The 18,221-nt window shown below is 53.0% G+C and carries 16 protein-coding genes; 11 read left to right on the top strand and 5 right to left on the bottom strand.

Features of this window, described 5'->3' with window-relative positions:
* The first annotated feature begins 54 nt into the window (after window positions 1-54).
* From ACZYR5_RS11220 to ACZYR5_RS11210, 3 genes are all read left to right on the top strand, one after another.
* Window positions 55-1,146: a glycerol dehydrogenase gene (locus ACZYR5_RS11220; RefSeq protein WP_489089802.1), complete on the top strand. Its 1,092-nt coding sequence runs from the start codon at window positions 55-57 to the stop codon at window positions 1,144-1,146.
* A gap of 47 nt (window positions 1,147-1,193) precedes the next feature.
* Entirely contained in the window at window positions 1,194-2,156 is a 963-nt protein-coding gene (locus ACZYR5_RS11215) for a cyclase family protein (protein ID WP_027620510.1), read from the top strand.
* Window positions 2,157-2,317: 161 nt separating this feature from the next.
* Window positions 2,318-3,334 (top strand): LacI family DNA-binding transcriptional regulator, encoded by a 1,017-nt coding sequence (locus ACZYR5_RS11210; RefSeq protein WP_007913182.1) that lies wholly within the window; start codon window positions 2,318-2,320, stop codon window positions 3,332-3,334.
* An 18-nt stretch (window positions 3,335-3,352) separates the two neighbouring features.
* On the opposite strand, the gene ACZYR5_RS11205 is transcribed toward ACZYR5_RS11210, so the two are convergent.
* Entirely contained in the window at window positions 3,353-4,300 is a 948-nt protein-coding gene (locus ACZYR5_RS11205; protein ID WP_489089803.1) for a nuclear transport factor 2 family protein, read from the bottom strand.
* On the bottom strand, window positions 4,297-5,301 hold the full coding sequence (locus tag ACZYR5_RS11200; RefSeq protein ID WP_401042744.1) for an LLM class oxidoreductase: 1,005 nt from the start codon (window positions 5,299-5,301) through the stop codon (window positions 4,297-4,299). Before ACZYR5_RS11200 ends, ACZYR5_RS11205 begins: the two co-directional genes overlap by 4 nt.
* 352 nt (window positions 5,302-5,653) lie before the next feature.
* Between ACZYR5_RS11200 and ACZYR5_RS11195 the strand changes: the two genes are divergently transcribed.
* Together ACZYR5_RS11195 and ACZYR5_RS11190 are read left to right on the top strand one after the other, a co-directional pair.
* Complete coding sequence (locus ACZYR5_RS11195; RefSeq protein ID WP_007913179.1) at window positions 5,654-6,190, top strand: 2,4'-dihydroxyacetophenone dioxygenase family protein; 537 nt, start codon at window positions 5,654-5,656, stop codon at window positions 6,188-6,190.
* An 84-nt stretch (window positions 6,191-6,274) separates the two neighbouring features.
* Window positions 6,275-7,186 (top strand): LysR family transcriptional regulator, encoded by a 912-nt coding sequence (locus ACZYR5_RS11190; protein WP_401042743.1) that lies wholly within the window; start codon window positions 6,275-6,277, stop codon window positions 7,184-7,186.
* 61 nt (window positions 7,187-7,247) lie between these two features.
* Here the strand turns inward: ACZYR5_RS11190 and ACZYR5_RS11185 are convergent, their stop codons facing one another.
* Entirely contained in the window at window positions 7,248-8,024 is a 777-nt protein-coding gene (locus ACZYR5_RS11185; protein WP_150694413.1) for a DeoR/GlpR family DNA-binding transcription regulator, read from the bottom strand.
* A 511-nt stretch (window positions 8,025-8,535) separates the two neighbouring features.
* Here ACZYR5_RS11185 and ACZYR5_RS11180 point away from each other — a divergent pair.
* The 6 genes from ACZYR5_RS11180 to ACZYR5_RS11155 all read left to right on the top strand — a co-directional run bounded on the left by ACZYR5_RS11180 (window position 8,536) and on the right by ACZYR5_RS11155 (window position 16,336).
* Window positions 8,536-9,783: an MFS transporter gene (locus ACZYR5_RS11180; protein ID WP_489089804.1), complete on the top strand. Its 1,248-nt coding sequence runs from the start codon at window positions 8,536-8,538 to the stop codon at window positions 9,781-9,783.
* Window positions 9,784-9,848: 65 nt separating this feature from the next.
* On the top strand, window positions 9,849-11,069 hold the full coding sequence (locus ACZYR5_RS11175) for an alpha/beta fold hydrolase (protein WP_150694411.1): 1,221 nt from the start codon (window positions 9,849-9,851) through the stop codon (window positions 11,067-11,069).
* 322 nt (window positions 11,070-11,391) lie between these two features.
* On the top strand, window positions 11,392-12,354 hold the full coding sequence (locus ACZYR5_RS11170) for a 3-hydroxyacyl-CoA dehydrogenase (protein ID WP_122695419.1): 963 nt from the start codon (window positions 11,392-11,394) through the stop codon (window positions 12,352-12,354).
* A 50-nt stretch (window positions 12,355-12,404) separates the two neighbouring features.
* Window positions 12,405-13,331, top strand: coding sequence for a 3,5-dioxohexanoate:acetyl-CoA acetone transferase (kce, locus tag ACZYR5_RS11165; protein WP_038364703.1), 927 nt, complete (start codon window positions 12,405-12,407; stop codon window positions 13,329-13,331).
* A gap of 111 nt (window positions 13,332-13,442) precedes the next feature.
* The gene (locus ACZYR5_RS11160) at window positions 13,443-14,813 is read left to right on the top strand and encodes an MFS transporter (RefSeq protein ID WP_489089805.1); all 1,371 of its coding nucleotides are present in this window, start codon (window positions 13,443-13,445) and stop codon (window positions 14,811-14,813) included.
* Complete coding sequence (locus tag ACZYR5_RS11155; protein WP_038364712.1) at window positions 14,810-16,336, top strand: UxaA family hydrolase; 1,527 nt, start codon at window positions 14,810-14,812, stop codon at window positions 16,334-16,336. The genes ACZYR5_RS11160 and ACZYR5_RS11155 overlap by 4 nt, the downstream gene beginning before the upstream one ends.
* A gap of 60 nt (window positions 16,337-16,396) precedes the next feature.
* On the opposite strand, the gene ACZYR5_RS11150 is transcribed toward ACZYR5_RS11155, so the two are convergent.
* The gene (locus tag ACZYR5_RS11150; RefSeq protein ID WP_224789372.1) at window positions 16,397-17,089 is read right to left on the bottom strand and encodes a GntR family transcriptional regulator; all 693 of its coding nucleotides are present in this window, start codon (window positions 17,087-17,089) and stop codon (window positions 16,397-16,399) included.
* Window positions 17,090-17,287: 198 nt separating this feature from the next.
* Complete coding sequence (locus ACZYR5_RS11145) at window positions 17,288-18,076, bottom strand: SDR family oxidoreductase (RefSeq protein ID WP_038364716.1); 789 nt, start codon at window positions 18,074-18,076, stop codon at window positions 17,288-17,290.
* Between the last annotated feature and the right edge of the window lie 145 nt (window positions 18,077-18,221).

Genomic DNA, 18,221 nt, shown 5'->3' with positions numbered 1-18,221 from the left:
TAACGATTTATCTCACGGTTTTTTTAAGCAGCGGGTGGTGGCATGGTTCGAACAATGGGTTTTCCTGGCCGATACGAGCAAGGGCCTGGCGCGCTAAAACAGCTTGGCAGAATCCTTTCCGATATGGGGCAATCGCGCCCTTTGGTCTTGTGCGACGAGTTCGTCTCGAAGCATCTGTGGCCTGAGGTAGGGAACGCATTGTCAGAGCATGGCTTCGAGGCGAACAGTATCGTTTTTCCTGGTGAATGCACTAAAGCTGCAATTGCGTCTCTCTGTGAGCGATCAGCAGATTACAGGCCAGACACCATCATCGCTTTGGGCGGGGGTAAGACAATTGACACGGCTAAAGGGATGGCAGCTCAGCTTAACGTCCCCATTGTCGTATGCCCGACCATTGCTTCCAGCGACGCCCCAACCAGCCGTTTGATTGTGCTTTACGACGAAGCGCACAAGGTCGTTGGTGTCGAGTACCTGAACATGAACCCCTCTGCAGTAGTCGTGGACACCGAAGTGATTGTCCGTGCGCCTGCAAGGTTTTTCGCCGCAGGCATCGGCGACGCCATCAGTAAAAAGTTTGAGGCGCAACAATGTCAGTCTGCCGGAGGCAATAACTCATTTGGTACTCCAGCGTTGAACACTGCATTGCTGCTAACAGAGGCAGTGTTTAAGACGCTTATGACCTACGGGTACAGCGCTTACCAAGCAGTAGGCCGGCACGAGGTTAATGATGATGTCGAGCGGGTTGTTGAAGGAACCGTCCTTATCAGTGGCGTTGGGTTCGAGAGTGGCGGCTTGTCGTTAGCCCATGCGCTTGTGCGAGGTCTTACGTCAATTCCTGCGATTACTTCCATGCTGCATGGTGAGCTTGTCGCATTCGGGACGCTGGTGCAGATGTCCGTCGAAGAGCGCCCAGACTCAGAGATCCTAGAGGTCGCTCAGCTTCTGAATGATGTGAATCTTCCCGCCACCCTTGACGGCCTTGGCCAGACCTCTGCGTTTACCTCTGAGGAATTGGACATTGTCGTCCAGGCAACCCTGGGTGCGGTGTACGCGAAAAATATGGCGCCAGCCCTTACGGCTGAACGACTCATCCGAGGACTCGCTCGTGCCGACGAGCTGGGACAACGATTTGAACGTTTCAACTAACCGCTAAATGCAGCACAGCTAATCCAAGAATAAAAGAGGCTCAGAAAATGACAGACAAGACCGTTCCGCATATTCATGACTTGCTCAAAGACTCCCCTAAGAACTGGGGTAAGTGGGGCCCGGATGATGAGGTAGGCTCACTCAACTACCTTACAGGTATCGAAGTTCTCCAAGGGGTCAAAGAGGTCAAGCAAGGCAAGACATTTACTTTGCAGGTACGCATGGCAGATCCTGCTGGTGACCCGGTCTGGCCTGGTCGCTCCCAGTCAAAACGCATGAATATCATGGATCGTGGTCACTACAACTGTGGCAAAGGCCCACATTTTCCGGGCTCTTACGAGTTCGCCGACGACGTGATGTTTTTTCATCTTCAAGGGTCAACTCAGTACGACGCCCTTGGGCATGTCTGGTACGACGATCAGATTTGGAATGGCTACAGCGCCGATACCACTATCGGTTCCCTGGCCAAGGCGAGCGTTGCTCCATTGGGTGAAAAAGGCATCGTTGGCCGAGGCATTCTGATCGACATAGCGCGCCACCGTGGTAAAGACGTGCTGGATGCAGGTGAAACGTTCAACCATGAGGATTTAATGGCTGCGGCCCGGGCTCAAGGCGTCTCTATCAACAAGCGCGACATTCTCATCATCCGCACTGGATGGATCGGCTCGTTTTATAAACGCGACCCGGAAGAGTTCTACAAAGACTTTATCGAGCCAGGCCTGACCTACAGCCCTGAGCTGGTGAAGTGGTTTCAGGAGATGGAAATTCCGAACATCGTTACCGACACCATTGCTAACGAAGTCACCGTCGATCCCGTGTCAGGGGTTGCGTTGCCGTTGCACAATGCACTCATGAGGAACTTGGGCATCACTCTCACTGAGATCGCTCAGCTTGATCCTCTCGCTGAGGACTGCGCTGAGGACGGTCAGTGGACGTTTCTCTATACCGCAGCCCCTCTAAAGGTCGTTGGCGGAACCGGAGCTCCTGTGAATCCGATCGTCATTAAATAAGTGTTTTTGCCTGGGGGCAGCAGAAACGCCGCTCTCAGGTTTTTCCCTCCAATTAACGGCTCCCGAACGGCGGGCTGTTGGCTTATCATCCTCTGCGCAAATCGAGGGCGTTCTTCTGATCGTCCTGTCTCCGCGCTACGATCGAGGATGCTGAATCTCCAATGAAAAAAATCGAGAAACCGAAGCTCAAGGATGTGGCTGAATTGGCGGGCGTCTCGATGGGGAGTGCTTCAAGAGCATTGGCTGTCCCGCACTTAGTGAAACCTGCAACGCTGGCCAAAGTACAAGCAGCTGTTCAAGAGCTCGGGTACGTGCGAGACGGGGCCGCGCGTGCTTTGGCATCTAGGCGCACGCACAGCATCGGAGCCGTTTTTCCTACTTTTAACAACCCTGCGTTCGCTGAAGCTGTCCAGGCCCTCCAGTTAAGGCTAACGGAGCTTGGGTATCACCTAATCATTTCTTCCCATGAATACGACCAGGCGCAAGAACTGGTAAACGTAAGGAACATGATTGAGCGGGGCGTCGAAGGCCTACTGTTAGTGGGTACTGAACATAGTCCTGAAATTTATGAAGCACTAACTGCCGCCCAATGCCCATTCATTCTCATGTGGTCGCTAGATGGTGCTCACGACCATCACTGCGTGGGGTTCAGCAATGAGGAGGGTGGTCGATTGATAGCCAAGCACTTGCTTAGCCTTGGTCATCAAAGTATCGCCATGATCAGTGGAGTTGTTTCTAACAACGAACGGGCAAAATACCGTCTGAAAGGAATCACCGCTCAGCTACTCGAGTCAGGGATAGAGCTTTCAAGTGAACGGATAATTGAGCAGCCATTCACGATTGAGGGAGGGCGCGCCGGGCTGCGGATTGCTATGGAGCTTAACCCCAAGCCTACAGCCATTGTCTGCAGCACTGACCTCACCTGTATCGGAGCGTTGGCGGAAGCGCGCTCCAATGGGATCGACGTCCCCAAAGAACTATCAGTCAGCGGGTTCGATGATATCGAGTTCGCGGCTGCCTACGTGCCAGCCCTGACGACCGTCAGGGTGCCGACTTCGAAAATTGGTATCAGCAGCGCCAACAACATCGTTGCGCTGATCGAGGGGCGCCCACTTGCACGCCGCGAGCGCATACAAATCGAACTCGTCGTCCGAGATAGTACGGCGCCACGGCCCTAGAGCGTTTCCAAGAAGGGACTAAACTCTTGGTGCTGCATTGGCATTGAACCAGCCTGGGCGGTACTCGCTCCAGGTCAGCTGCCAGAAGCCCTCATGTTTGCGACGAAGCCGCATCCGGTAATGCGCGCCATAGAGAGGCGTGCCATCTTGCGTGTGTGAGTTTCCAGGAATGACTCTGCCGACAATCATTTCCGCTACACCCTTTTCCTCGTCGGACTTGATCTCCAGCACGTCCGCGAAATGCTGCATCCACGGCCAGGGCCTGCGAAACTCTTTGAAGGAGCCGATGATCGCGTGGCGCCCTTCGATAAGGCCCATCGGTTGGAAATCACCAGCGGCGTCGTTGGCAAAGCAATGGGCAAGTAGCTGCATGTCAGCCTGATCCAGCGCCCATGAGTAACGAGCGTAGGTTTCAGCAATACACTCCTCGCTGGGTACCGAAGGCGTTGAGCTTGGGAACGCAAGCCATGGCGCGTTCAGTTCGCTCACGATGGTCGGAGCGGGATCGCCAATCCTCCATCCGTCGTCACCTGGTGGAAGCTGCCAGTGAGTTGCAAGCGAGTAGTCCCCGGTTACCCAATTCAAGGCAATAAGCACGCTGTCGAGGTGCCAGGTGCCTGCTGTCTTTTTCAGAGAGCCCGTGACAGTCATTCCAAATCCGAGCTTGGCCGACTTTGTGGCTTTGCTGATATGGCCATAGGCGTAGAAACTGAAAGTGGCGTCGGTTTCTCCACCTCCCACATAGTGATTGGTTGCCTTCACTGAAAAGCCATCAGCCTTGGCACGGTCTTGCTGGAAAGCTCTGACAATCTTGCGTCCACCCTCATGAGCGGACATGTGGCTTGTCACCAACTGGCAATTGTCAGTGAATATATCCCCAGCAGACTCCCAATTACCGCTCTCCCAGGCTTCCAGAAAGGTGGCTATAACGCCCTTAATGTCGGTGCGATCACTTGAGCCGGTCACTGGGTCACCTGCGAGGCAGGTTGGCCTATGGGAAAGTGTGGCAGGACATACTCAGCCATCTCCTCCAGGACATCAGCGGCTGGTCGCTGCAGAGGTTTGATATTCAGTGCGACGTGTGAAACACCTTCATCCTGTTGCCGTTTCCAGAGCTCCACGAGAGCATTACGCCCGATCCTTATTCCGTTGTAGCCGCGTTCCAGCGGTGTGTTCGGATCCTTCGCCAGATCGAAAAATGTCGCGTAGCCGTATGGTTTTGCATTGCCGGTCTGGCTGGCAGAACGGAACTCGCGGATGAGGCCGGGCAAACGATTGAAGTCGCTCAGATGCCAAATCCATGCATCGGCATTATTGGCTATCCACTCAAGCGTCTGACGGGCCCGGCCCACGACAATCATGGGGAGTCGAGGGCCAACTGGCTTGGGTACCATGTCTAGCAAGCCTTCCAGCTGGCCGAAAAGTTTGGTTGAGACGCTTGGGAAGCTGTTTTCAGTGACTGTCTTAATCAGCTCGAAGCCTTCCCGGTATCGTTCTTCTCTCGCTTCGAAATCAATCCCGAATGCGGGATATTCAATCGGGCGATCTCCGCTGGATAGTCCTAGCAAGAAACGACCGCCGGTTAGCTGGTCGACCGAAACGGACTGCTTAGCGACGATCAGTGGTTCACGTAACGGAAGAACGATGCCCGTTGTGCCCAAGGCAATGTTTTTGGTAACAGCAGCCAGATATCCCAGATATACAAACGGGTCGATCATTTGACCAGTATCACCAAAGCTCGGGTCATAGAAGGGCACATCTCTCATCCACAGACTTGCGAATCCAGCCTCGTCCGCGATGCGAGCAAGGCGTTGATGATCCTGCAGCGTGGGAAACGGTGAATTCGGATAGCCCTCCAAGGGCATGATGTATCCGAAGGTGAGGCCTTCGGGCTGGAACACTCGCGAATAAGCCGGGTGAGCTGCAAGTTCGGGACTGAGCTCAAGGGAAGGGCTGATAGAAGTCATTGCTAAACCTCATTATTTAAAGCCGATTACTACTGTGTAAGCGGCTTTCAGATGAACAGGTCTGCATGGTAGTGAAGGTATTGGGGAAAATGTGTCCCCTCTGATGGGGCGCGATCCACTGGTGGCCGCTATTCACTCAATGAAAAATCTGCTGGGTCAATCGCTTGAACTCGTCCGCAGTAGGCGTCTTAGATGAGACGCGGCCTTCAACGGGATGAGTCTTACGCGCTGTGACGAGTGGTCACAGATGGTGTGAATTTCTGAGTATTCTCCTGTGCGAGAGCATCACCTACTCTCACTCAGCGATTGAAATCCTGGCTCGCTCGCCAGTCACACGTTGAGAGAAATTATAATGAATACGCCCGTTAAACCTGATGAACTTGCCATTCCTTATGCTTTGCCGCAGGTGCCTTTCATGTCTCCAGACATGGTGCATCCAGGCGTTATGACCACTTGGCTCGAAGACGATAATCTCTGGGTGCCTGTCACCAAGTCAGTATCTTTCAAACCACTGCTGCTGAGCGTTAGCGGTGGGTACTACATCAACTTGCTCCGAGTGCGGCAGAGCGGGGTTTTGTCTCGTCACCGCCACTCAGGTGCAGTGCATGCGATCGTGTTGAAGGGGCGTTGGTACTACCTCGAACACGATTGGGTTGCTGATGAAGGCTCCTTTGCATTCGAGCCGCCAGGGGAGACTCACACTCTGTTCGTCCCTGAAGATGTCGAAGAAATGATTACTTGGTTCCACGTTCAGGGTGGCTACACTTACGTCGACCCACAGGGTGTCGCGGTTGGCTATGAAGACGTTTTCACCAAGCTGGAAGCTGCCCGCAGCCATTACAAAAATTTGGGCTTGCCGGACGATTATATCGAGCAGTTCATTCGCTGATTTTGGTTCAAAAAAGAACGCGCTACGGCGCGTTTTTTTGTGTAGATAAACAGGTAGATTCAGTCGCGTAAGGAGCGTACCGAAATGGATCAATACTCCCAAATGCTAGCCTTCATCTGGTCAACAGAGTGCGGAAGTTTTTCTGCTGCCGCCAGGGCGCATGAGATGACTCCGTCGGCCATCAGTAAATTGATAGCGCGGCTAGAGGATCGGCTTCGGGTTCGACTGTTCCAGAGGGGTTCCCGAGTCCTCACTCTGACGGAGGAGGGGGCTGCTTATCTGCGCAGTGCGAAAGCTGTGGTTGAGGCGATGAGTGAAGCTGACTCTCTGGCAGAAGGGCTTCCTTCAAGGGTCAGTGGCACGCTTCGCATCCACACGATGACCTCTTTTGCGAAGCATCAGATCGTGCCTTGGTTGCCGGAATTCCTCGACACATATCCCGGTCTTGATGTCGAGATTCAGTTAGGCGCTCAGTTCGTTGACCAGTTCGAGCAGGGATTGGACATAGCCATCCATAGCGGGATTCTTCCGAGCTCTTCCAGAATCGCGAAGAAAATCGGCGAGTGTGAATGGTTGCTGTGTGCCTCACCTGACTACTTGGAAAAGTATGGAACACCGCAGCAGCCAAAAGACCTGATGAATCATCGATGCTTTAATTTCAGTTTTGCCAGCCCTTGGAACAAATGGGCCTTTATCCAGGACGGTCTGGGTGTGACGACCCCTGTGAAGCCCCGAGGATCGTTTACCCAAGGCGAACTGCTGAGGGACATGGCCAAATCAGGCGCGGGTATAGTCCGCCTTGCAGATTTCCACATTGGAAAAGACATTCAAGATGGTTCTCTGGTGCTTCTGCTTGACGAGTATAAAGCAGAGATCTTGGAGCCTATTTACCTCCTTTATTCAGACCGTAAGCATCTGAGTCCTCGCATCCGAGTTTTCATCGAGTTTTTTCAGGAAAAATGGATTAAGCATCCATGGAAGGTAGTAAGGCCTTGAGCCTTTAAGCTTTTACAGTCAGTTCGGCACCGACGCTTCATTGTGCTGGTAGCTGGCAATTTCAGCGTGCCATGACGACATTGGAAATCTGTGTAAAGAAAGGCTCCAGCCTTTCTCGTGGAGCATCATGTTCAACCACTAGGGCTGCGACCTCACCACACTCCGCCACTTGATAATGCGCGACGCTAGAGAGCTTCTCATTGGTCGCAGCGATAACCAGCTGGCCGCTCGCCGCGATGACCGCGCGTTTGAAGTCGGCGTCCTCCAATTCGAATGCCGTCACGCCATTGTCAGGGTCGATAGCGCAGGCTCCGATAAAGCAACAGTCAAAGTTAAAATGCTGTAATTGCTGGACTGATCTTAACCCCGTCACGCCTCCCGTCATCGGATTCAGACGGCCCCCCAACAGAATGACCTCGGCGCCTGGCAGTCTCATCAATTGCACTGCAATTAATGGCGAGTTGGTGGTAACGGTCAGTTGCAACTGTGGATCAATCGCACTGGCGATCGCCATATTTGTTGAGCCCGCATCAATGAACACATGTTGTCCTGAGGTCAAAAATGAGGCGGCGGTCTTACCAAGTCTATTCTTGCGCGACGAGTCCTGAAGTACCCGGATATCCATAGGATCCTCCGATTCACGCATCAGGATTGCCCCGCCGTAGACGCGCTTACAAAGCCCAGCAGCCGCTAAGGCACTTAGATCGCGTCGTATAGAGTGCTCGGATACACCGAACTCACTCGCCAGATCGGTTGCAATCACACGCCCATACCTTCCCAGGCGGTCTTGAATAAGTTGCTGGCGTTCTCCAGGAAACGTTTCAAGTGTCGAGGTCATGCTTAAAATCCTGCTAAAACGATCATGATCGAGCTAAACCGAGCATTAATATGGTGGTTTTTGGTTGTGCCGTCAAACGGAGCTATGTCGGACGTAGGTGTCTTTTCCCTAATGCATTTACTTCGTCGCCTGCATGCTCAAGGGCGATGGTGCTGCAACTGGTAATCCCTTAGGTCTGTGCCACTGACCTGTTCCTGGCGGTCACAGCAGGTGTGCTTTGCCAGCTATATTCAGCCCTGAATTTGAGCCATAACCTCTGTCCATGGTGAGCAGTACGACAAGTGCTGAATCATCTCGGATGTTGAGGCGTATGTGTGCAAAACACCGATCCTCAGCCGGAGAATAAAAATAAACACCCGGAGATATCCCCATGGGATTTGCTCAAGACAAAATCGAAGCATTACCTGCGGTCAATCGTGTGCCGAAAGGAGCAGGTGCAGCCTCGTGGGGCGCGATGGCTCTTTTGTGGCTCGTATATGCCATGGATGCCAACTCCCGCTAGATGTTCTTTATGGTATTGCCCTCCATCACCAGCGAGTTCAAGACAAGCGCTGAGCTGACTGGACTGCTTGCCGCTTTCATCACGATCGCTACATCTTTGATAGCCGTGCCTTGCATGATTTGGGCTGATAAAGGCGGTCAGGGATGGATGCGAAAATACCGCCACCTGCCAATCGTGATTGCTTACACGCTATTCACCTTTCTGACCGGCCTCAATTTCTTGACTGGCTCGCTTGGAGTGCTTGTCGCGCTGCAAGTGATGTCTCACGCATTTGGCGGTGCTGGCGAAGCCATCGAAGTCACCTCCTTGTCTGAGTGGTGGTCGAAGGAACGCCGTGGTTTCGCCCTAGGACTTCATCACACCGGATACCCTTGGGGCACATTGATCGGCGGCTTAGCGATCAGTGCTCTACTCCACGCTTACGGCCCGGAAAATTGGCGCTTGGCATTCCTGCTTTTCCCTGTACCGATGATCATCATCTTTTCGGTCTACTGGTGGTTCAGTACGAAGAAGCGTTACGAGTCTTTTGTTGAACACGCTCAAGCCGTGGGTGAGACCCCTCCATCAATGGAAGCGGTACAAGGTGTGGTGGAGGTGCCCAAAGGCGCGTTCAAGTCGGCAATGAAAAATCCGAACATCTCCGCTATCGCTCTAATCTCGATGTTTGCAATCGTTGGCTACTTCGGCATCAGCTTCTGGCTACCTCAGTACCTGGCCTTTGTTGCCCATTACAACTTCGCAGAGGCAGCTGCTTACTCGGTGCTCTTCACGATCACCGGTGGTATCGGCCAGATCGTTTGGGGATGGATTTCAGACCGTGCAGGCCGAAAACTTTGCCTAGTCCTTGTTTTCGCGTGGCTTGCGGTGGGCATGTACCTCTTCAAATACTCATCCGTCAGCCTGACTTGGCTTATCGCGATTCAGTTGTTTGCTGGGTTCGCGATGAACGCGCCCTACACGTTGCTGTATGCCATTGCGTTTGACTCTGCGAAGCAAGGCACGACTGGCCTGGCGGGCTCAATCGTCAACGTCGGTATTTACGCCGGTGGCTTTGGGCCATTCGTGATCGGGATGTTCATCGGCGCAGGTGGTGGCTTTGAGCAGGCTGCGGGCTACAACTACGCGCTCTACTTTATCTCCGGTCTCATGGTACTGGCGGCCATCATCACCATTTTCTTCACCCGAGAAACTACCGGCTGGTTCCTTAAGTACGACAAGGCGCTGGTATCGAAGTCCTCTTGCAACATGGGTTTGTAACGAACCGATCGTACCTGCACTTACAAGAAAATCCCCTTGGGGATAGCTAAAGCTAGGAGAAAGTCATGACCCTTATTAATGATGCCAAATGGTTGAGCCAATTCGCCGACGAGTTAAACGGTGATGCTGATTGGACTGCCGCTGCTCGCTATTTTGATGGGCGCATTCAATTCAAGCACAGCACAGGTTTCTCAACGCTTGCGGTTCTCGCCGGTAAAGTCGTTGCGGTTTACCCGGAAGGAAGCCCGTTGGGCGCTGACATCATCGTGTCTGGTGCTGATGATGAGTGGCAGCGCGTTCTTGACGGAAAGATCGACTGGTTTGAAGCGTTGTCCCCTGGATTGGGAAAACTTGAGCTTGAGGGCAACGTGGTCGCTGCATGGCAGTACGTAGATGTGATGGCCCGCGCGTTCGACGCAATGAAGCGTGTAGGGAAAGCTAATAATAACCCACCAGTCTCGTACTCTCCCGGGCCTAAGCCGTCGGGGAAAGAGACGGTAGGACGGTACATTACCGTTGATGGAATTCGCGTTTATTACGAAGAATCAGGGGAGGGGCGTCCACTCGTTTGCTTCCACGCAGCATCACAAGATTCTCTGATGTACAGGCACGTACTGGACGGCCTCTCAGATGAGTTCCGCGTCATTGCAATTGACGCCCCCGGGCATAGCAAATCAGAGCTACCCGAATCAGGCCCATTCCACAGCCTCACTCGCCATGCGGAGTTCAATGAGCACCTTATGGAGGCTTTGGGACTTGAGAAACCCGCCATCATGGGATGCTCGATGGGTGGCAATCTGGTCTTGGAATTGGGGGCACGTCGGCCCGATGCGTACAGCGCGATCATTTCAGCTGAAGGGGCAGATTTTACCCCGACGGTTTCCGAGTTCTTCCTCGATATGTTGCTCATGAATGGGCCAGAGATCATCGGTGCCTGGTCTCGTTCGATGACGGGCAATCGCACTCCACCAGATCGTGCGAGGGAGGTGGTGTGGCAGATCTCGCGCACCACGCCGCAGGTGATGAAAGGTGACCTCACAGGCTATGCGAACTTTGATCAGCGGCAACAAGTTGGAAAGATCAAAGCGCCTGTTTTACTTCTGCGCGGTGACGCGGATTGGTTGGTGTACCAAGAGAAGGTTGAGGAGACAGCATCTCGCATTCCCGGCAGTAAGATCGCCGTGCTCGCAGGTACTGGCCACTATCCAATGACTGAGAACCCATTGGAGTTCTGTGACACGGTACGCGCTTTCCTTCGTGAAGCGGGTCACGGCCACGCAGGCTGAAAGATCTGATTGAGGAGCCCGCTCGTCAGGCGGGCTTTTCTGCGTTTATTTAACGCGAAGGTTCAATCCCGAAAAAAGCCTTTTCTATTCCCGCACAAAAACCTAATGCGCGCCGACCCACTGAGGCTCAGGCCGTTGCGGGAGCTATCTCGACCCTCGAATCCCTTCTATAGCCGATCGTCAGACAATCAGAATTATTTTCTTGTGATCTGTGATCACAGTGGATAGCATCTGTCTCAGAGCGAACATCTGAGCGTCAGCATTGTTCACCAACCGCTCAAACGATTACTCCTAAACATAAATACAAAATTTGGAGAACATCATGCGAAGTACAACTCCATCTGCGACCGAGCGTGGCCCCATTGCAATCGTTGGCGCAGGCCTGATTGGGAGAGCTTGGGCGATTGTTTTTGCTCGAGCAGGACATCCGGTACGCCTACACGACATGGATCTGCAGACAATGCAGAACAGCCATGCCTACATCGAAGCGAGACTTAACGAGCTCGCAGAATTTGATCTCCTCAATGACGCGCCCCTCACCGTACTTGCACGTATTACGTGTGTTCCCGATTTGGCTGATGCGCTACGTGATGTGGTGCTCGTACAGGAAAACGTTCGGGAAACGGTGGAGGCGAAAATCGACATTTTCAGTCGAATGGATGTGTTGGCACCCAAGGACGCGATTCTTGCCAGTTCAACTTCATGGTTACCGGCCTCCGAGTTCACTAAAGATCTACCAGGTCGGGGGCGCTGCGTAGTTGCACACCCTACCAACCCACCTTACTTAGTTCCTCTTGTGGAGCTTTGCCCTGCGCCGTGGACAGAATCTGAAGTGATGATTCGAGCGCATGAGATCTACACCGCAGCAGGGCAGAGCCCTGTCGTTCTATCCCGAGAGATCCACGGCTTCTTGTTGAACCGAGTCCAAGCCGCAGTCCTCAACGAATGCTTCAAATTGCATGAGGAAGGCTTTGCTAGCTCTGAGGATATTGATCGGGTACTCAAAGATGGACTCGCCCTCCGCTGGTCATTTATGGGCCCCTTCGAAACCATCGATCTCAACGCCCCTGCCGGCGTATCTGACTATGCCAAACGCTACGGTCAGCAAAATCGCGAAACGATCAATTCCGAAAATGCTTTTGACTGGTCGGAATCAGCAGTCGCCAAAGTACATGACGAGCGCCGCCAAAAACTTGAACTTGAAGGCATTGCATTGCGATCCGCTTGGCGTGACCGCCGCCTTATGGCTCTCGCTGCGCACAAGCGTCAAGCACCAAATTCCTGACGGCATCACTTCATCCTGAACACCAAAATAAAAGTAACCAGGAGGTCACTATGGCTCGTAAAGTCATCATCACTTGCGCGGTCACCGGCGCAATTCATACACCTTCCATGTCTCGTTACCTGCCGGTAACACCAGGTCAAATTGCCGAAGCGGCGATTGGTGCCGCTGAGGCTGGCGCCTCAATTGTTCACCTACATGCTCGTAACCCAATTGATGGCAGCCCCTCTCAGGATCCGGAACTGTTTAAGCAGTTTCTGCCGGCTATCAAAGAGGCTAGCGATGTGGTGATCAACCTGACTACAGGTGGTGCACCGACAATGTCGCTTGAAGATCGACTTCGTCCAGCACATCAGTTCAAACCGGAAGTGGCCTCGCTGAACATGGGCACGATGAACATGGGTCTTTACCCAATGCTCAATCGGTTTAAGGAGTTCAAACACGCTTGGGAGGAACCATATCTCGCCGGCAGCCATGACCGCATTTTCAAAAACACATTTACCGACATAGCCCACATCCTCGAGTCATGCAGTGAGAACGGTACCCGTTTTGAAATCGAATGCTATGACATTGGGCATCTCTACACCGCAGCACATTTCATTGATCGTGGCCTCATCAAACCCCCGTTTTTGATCCAATCGGTTTTCGGCATTTTGGGTGGTATCGGCGGGCACCCCGAGGACGTCCTGCATATGCGGCGCACAGCTGATCGTCTCTTCGGAGATGACTATCAGTGGTCGGTTCTTCCTGCAGGAAAGCAGCAGATGAGCATTGGTGCTCAATCAGCCACGCTTGGAGGACATGTGCGTGTAGGTCTTGAAGACTCGCTTTGGGACGGGCCGGGCCAATTGGCAAAAAGCAACGCCGATCAAGTATTGCGCATGCGCAAAATTCTCGAAGGGCTTTCACTTGAAGTGGCGACACCTGCTGACGCCAGGGGAATCCTGAAGCTCAAAGGTGGCGATAACGTCAATTTCTAAGCGCGGGCACTCACCCCCCGTAAAGTCTATCTAGAGGATATTTTGATAATTAAAGGTCGCGGCACAACACCCGCGCCTTAGCAACTTATCCTCATGAGGAGAAAATGAACCATGTTAGCTACGACCCATACAAAAACACAAAAGGGACAGTCGCTGAACGCTTTAATGTTTCGCAAACTAATGCCGATGTTAATCTTTGCTTACGTTATAAGCTTTCTAGACAGAACTAACATTTCACTTGCCAAAACACACATGGCAGTAGACTTGGGTATTTCCGCTGCCGCCTACGGTTTTGGTGCAGGGCTCTTCTTCCTTACCTATGCACTCATGGAGGTACCCAGTAACCTGATCATGCACCGGGTAGGTGCTCGACTCTGGATCACCAGGATCATGATCACCTGGGGGTTGTTGTCTGCCGGTATGGCCTTCATTACCGATGAGACTACGTTTTACATTGCCCGCGCGCTACTGGGCGCAGCTGAAGCCGGATTGTTCCCAGGTGTAATGCTCTATTTAACCTATTGGTTTGGTCGTGAGCAAAGGGCACGAGCCAGTGGCTATTTTCTAATCGGGGTCTGTCTCGCGAACATCATCAGCGGGCCGGTTGGCGGGCTGCTGTTAGAGATGGATGGAATCTGGGGTTGGCACGGCTGGCAGTGGCTGTTCTTCTTGGAGGGAATTCCAGCTGTTCTATTCTCCGTCGTGATTTGGCGAAAGCTTCCGGACGGCCCATCTACGGCAAGTTGGCTATCAAAGGAACAAGTCACTGAAGTAGAGCAAGTTCTGAAGAAAGAACATGATGAAGAAATCGCCTCCGGCAATGTAGGTAATTCTTTTAAGGGCGTTCTTAAAATTCCTCAGATTTGGCTTGCGATCGCGGTGTACTTCCTCCACCAAGTTAGTGTGTATTCGGTAATTTTCTTCTTGCCGGGCATCATTGGCACGTATGGAGGCTTGTCATCGTTACAAATAGGATTGTTAAACTCAATCCCATGGATCGCAGCAGCACTCGGGGCAGCGTTTCTTCCAAAGTATGCAACTACTCCGAAGGTTTCACGCAAAATAATGTTCGGTGGGCTGCTCCTGATGTCGGCTGGATTGACCATCGCGGCCTTTACCACTCCACTGATAGCTCTAATAGGATTCACTCTTACGGCATCGATGTTTTTCGTTGTTCAGCCTGTGATATTCCTCTTTGCCAGTTCAAGACTGGCGGGAGCAGGTATGGCGGCGGGTCTGGCGTTAGTGAATACCTTTGGTATTACTGGTGGTTTCTTCGGCCCTTCACTTCTGGGATTCGTTGAACAAACTACTGGGAGTACGAAGAATGGACTCATTATTGTAGCGGCTCTTTTAACGCTCGCGGCATTCCTGAGTTTGAAACTACGTCAGGCACAAGAAACGATTACTACAAAAACGCGGGACAACATTGTATTGCCCCAGGCTGCGCCGTGTATTACTGATAATGCGAGGACAAAATGAAGAGTACATCCCTGGCACTTAAACTACATCCCGACGATAATGTTGCAATCGCACGCGCTTCGATACCTCAAGGAACCGTGGTCACGGAGTTCGGTAATATCGTGGTGCTCGCCGATGTGCCCGCAGCGCACAAAATCGCCCTTGCACACGTAAACCCAGGTGATCCTGTTCTGCGTTATGGCCAGATCATTGGCTTTGCTACTAAATCCATCGAGCCAGGCGATTACGTGCATACGCACAATCTGGAGATGGCGGCGTTCGAGCGAGACTACGCGTTCGGCGAGGATGCCAAAGTCGCGTCGCCTGCAGCCTCTCCTGTGACATTCCAAGGTTTCGTCCGCGCTGACGGGCGAGTAGCAACTCGAAACTACATTGGTGTAGTGAGCACTGTGAACTGCTCCTCCACTGTTACCAAAATGGTGGTTGAACACTTCTCGCGAAACGGTGTGCTGGATGCTTACCCAAACGTGGACGGTGTGGTGCCGATCACCCACAGCTTCGGTTGCTGCATAGAGCACAATGGCGAGGGGGTGAACCAACTGCGGCGCACGCTAGGCGGGTTCATCAAACACGCCAACTTCGCTGGCGTGGTGGTCATCGGCCTTGGCTGTGAAGCCAATCAGATGGGCGCGCTATTCATGGCCCAGGGCATCGAGACCGGCAAGCTTATCGCTCCCGTGGTCATCCAAGACGTTGGCGGAACCCGCAACGCAGCGGATGCCGCCATTGCCGCCGTGGAATCGATGCTGCCGGTTGCCAACGAGTGCAGACGCGAGCCGGTCTCGGCGCGGCACCTGACCGTGGCGCTCCAGTGCGGCGGTTCAGACGGATACTCGGGCATCACGGCCAACCCCGCCCTCGGTGTGGCTGTCGATATGCTCGTAGCGCAAGGTGGAACGGCCATCCTTAGCGAAACGCCGGAGATCTACGGCGCTGAACACCTGCTGACTCGTCGCGCGGCAACCCGTGAGGTTGGCCAAGGTATCGTCGACCTTATCAAATGGTGGGAAAGCTACGCAGACCGCGAAAAAGGCAGCATCGATAACAACCCCACACCTGGCAACAAGGCTGGCGGCCTGACGACCATTCTTGAAAAGTCTTTAGGCGCAGTTGCCAAAAGCGGCTCCTCCGCACTCATGGGGGTGTACCGTTACGCCGAGCCAATCACGGCCCGAGGCTTGGTGTTTATGGATGCACCTGGCTACGACCCGATGGGAGCCACTGGCCAAATCGCCAGCGGCGCAAACCTCGTTGCGTTCACCACCGGACGCGGCTCGTGCTTTGGCGCCAAACCTGCTCCTTCGATCAAGCTTGCGACGAATACCAAAATGTACACTCGCATGAAGGATGATATGGACATCAACTGCGGGGATGTCATGGATGGCGATGCCACCCTTGAATCGAAGGGTAAAGAGATTTTCGACATGCTCATACGAGTGGCTTCTGGGGAAAAATCTAAAAGCGAGGCGTTGGGCGTCGGCAATGAAGAAACAGTTCCTTGGATGATCGGCGCTCAGATGTAATGAGCGAACAAAAAAGGCGTCCTGATATCAGGGCGCCTTTTTTAAACCTTGTTGATGAGGTTAATCAGCTTCGACAGGCTTGTGCGCATCGGCAACGATCAGCGCCCCTGTATTCAGGATAAACTCGGCAGCACTTTTGATGTCATCTTGCAGTGATTCACAGGCGGCAACGGAGTCACCCTTCTTTAAAGCATCAACCATCGCTGCGTGATGACTGGCTTGCACTCGCTGAACCACACGCTCAGTGCCAGATCGTAGGTCATAGTTGATGATAGGCCCTATTCTCAGCCACAGGGACTCAACTATCTGGAGCAGGATAGGCATGTCCGCCTGATTATAAATTGCGAAATGCAATTCTTTGTTCAGCGTAATCAGCCGTGACTCATCGGGAGCGCCTTTTGCGAACTCTGCGCAAAATGCCTCGTGTATCTTTTCAATCTCAGCCAGCGCCTGCGAATCAACAAGCTCCGCAGCACGAGCTGCAGCTTGCCCCTCCAGATTCAACCGGATACTGGTGATTTCCCGGAACTGGCTGACTGTCAGTACAGGAACGCGAATATATCGATTAGCCGCCATTTCAAGCGCTTGCTCAGCGACCAACCTGTGAACAGCCTCTCGCACTGGCATGACGCTAACACCAAGAGCGTCCGCTATAGATCTGAGCGAGAGCTTTTCCCCAGGCATAACGCGTCCACTTATCAGCAGATCACGCAGCTGGGCATAAACGTCCGCACTGAGAGTCTGGCGGATCATGGGCGTTACGAGTGTGGATAGGTTCATGGTGAGAATTATAGGCAGGTTCGATCAGCCAGCATAGGAAAATGAGACAACTGTGATCACGGATGTGCCGGTAAAGAAAGTGACGGAATCCGGGAGAAACGAGCTCTCTAGAACACGCACAATAAGCGTCTCGCTACCAAGGTCGGTGGCGAGACGTGTAGGTCTGACTAATCAAAGATACTCGACATTGCCGTCGATGCTGATCGCTTGTCCTGTCACATTGTTAGCAGCAGGAGAGCATAGAAATAGGGCCATTGCTGCCACGTCTTCGGGTGGAGTCATCCGGCGCAATGATATTTTCTTCAATGTTTGTTGGCGCATCTCCGGCTCTGAAATGCCTAACTGTTTGGCGCGATCACTGATGACGCGATCCTGGCGCGGGCCCTCGACGATGCCTGGCAGCAGTGCGTTGACTCGAATGTCTTTTTCGCCCAACTCGGCTGCCAATGACTTCATAAGACCAACGATGGCCCACTTGGTCGCGGCGTATGGAGTCCGCCAAGCATAGCCTAAGCGACCCGCGACCGATGAAATATGAATGATGTGTGCGTGTTCTGACTTCGTTAGGAGGGGGACAGCATGATGAGCGAAGCGATACTGCGCATTGAGATTGATGTCTATTGTCTGTTCCCATTCTGCATCGCTAATTTTGTCGATTCCACCGGTCGGCCCTGCTATGCCTGCATTGTTGATAAGTACATCGAGCCCATCCACCCAATCCTGTTGTATCTCGAAGACTCGCTTAATTTGAGCAGAGTCGGAGACGTCAGCCAATGTGGCCAAAGCCTCTGGATAGCGCTCACGAAATTGTGCGATCGCCTGCTCACTTACATCGCATACATGGACTCTTGCCCCAATTTCGAGATATGCAGCCGCGATCGATTCGCCAATGCCTGCTGCCCCACCGGAAATCAAAACTCTCAATCCGGTATAGGGTGTCAGCCGCTTCATCACGTTCATAGCTAATGCGTCCTGTCTTATTTTTGTTCATGAGTTCTTTCGTGGCTACGGCGTGCGTAGACAAGAAAACCTCATTAAGTGATATGTGATCACAGTTTATTTGTCAAGACAGGCTTGCCGCAGGTTTGCAGGTGAATTACCGGGG

Source organism: Pseudomonas sp. F007, assembly GCF_057814275.1.
This window is presented reverse-complemented; position numbering and strand designations above follow the sequence as displayed.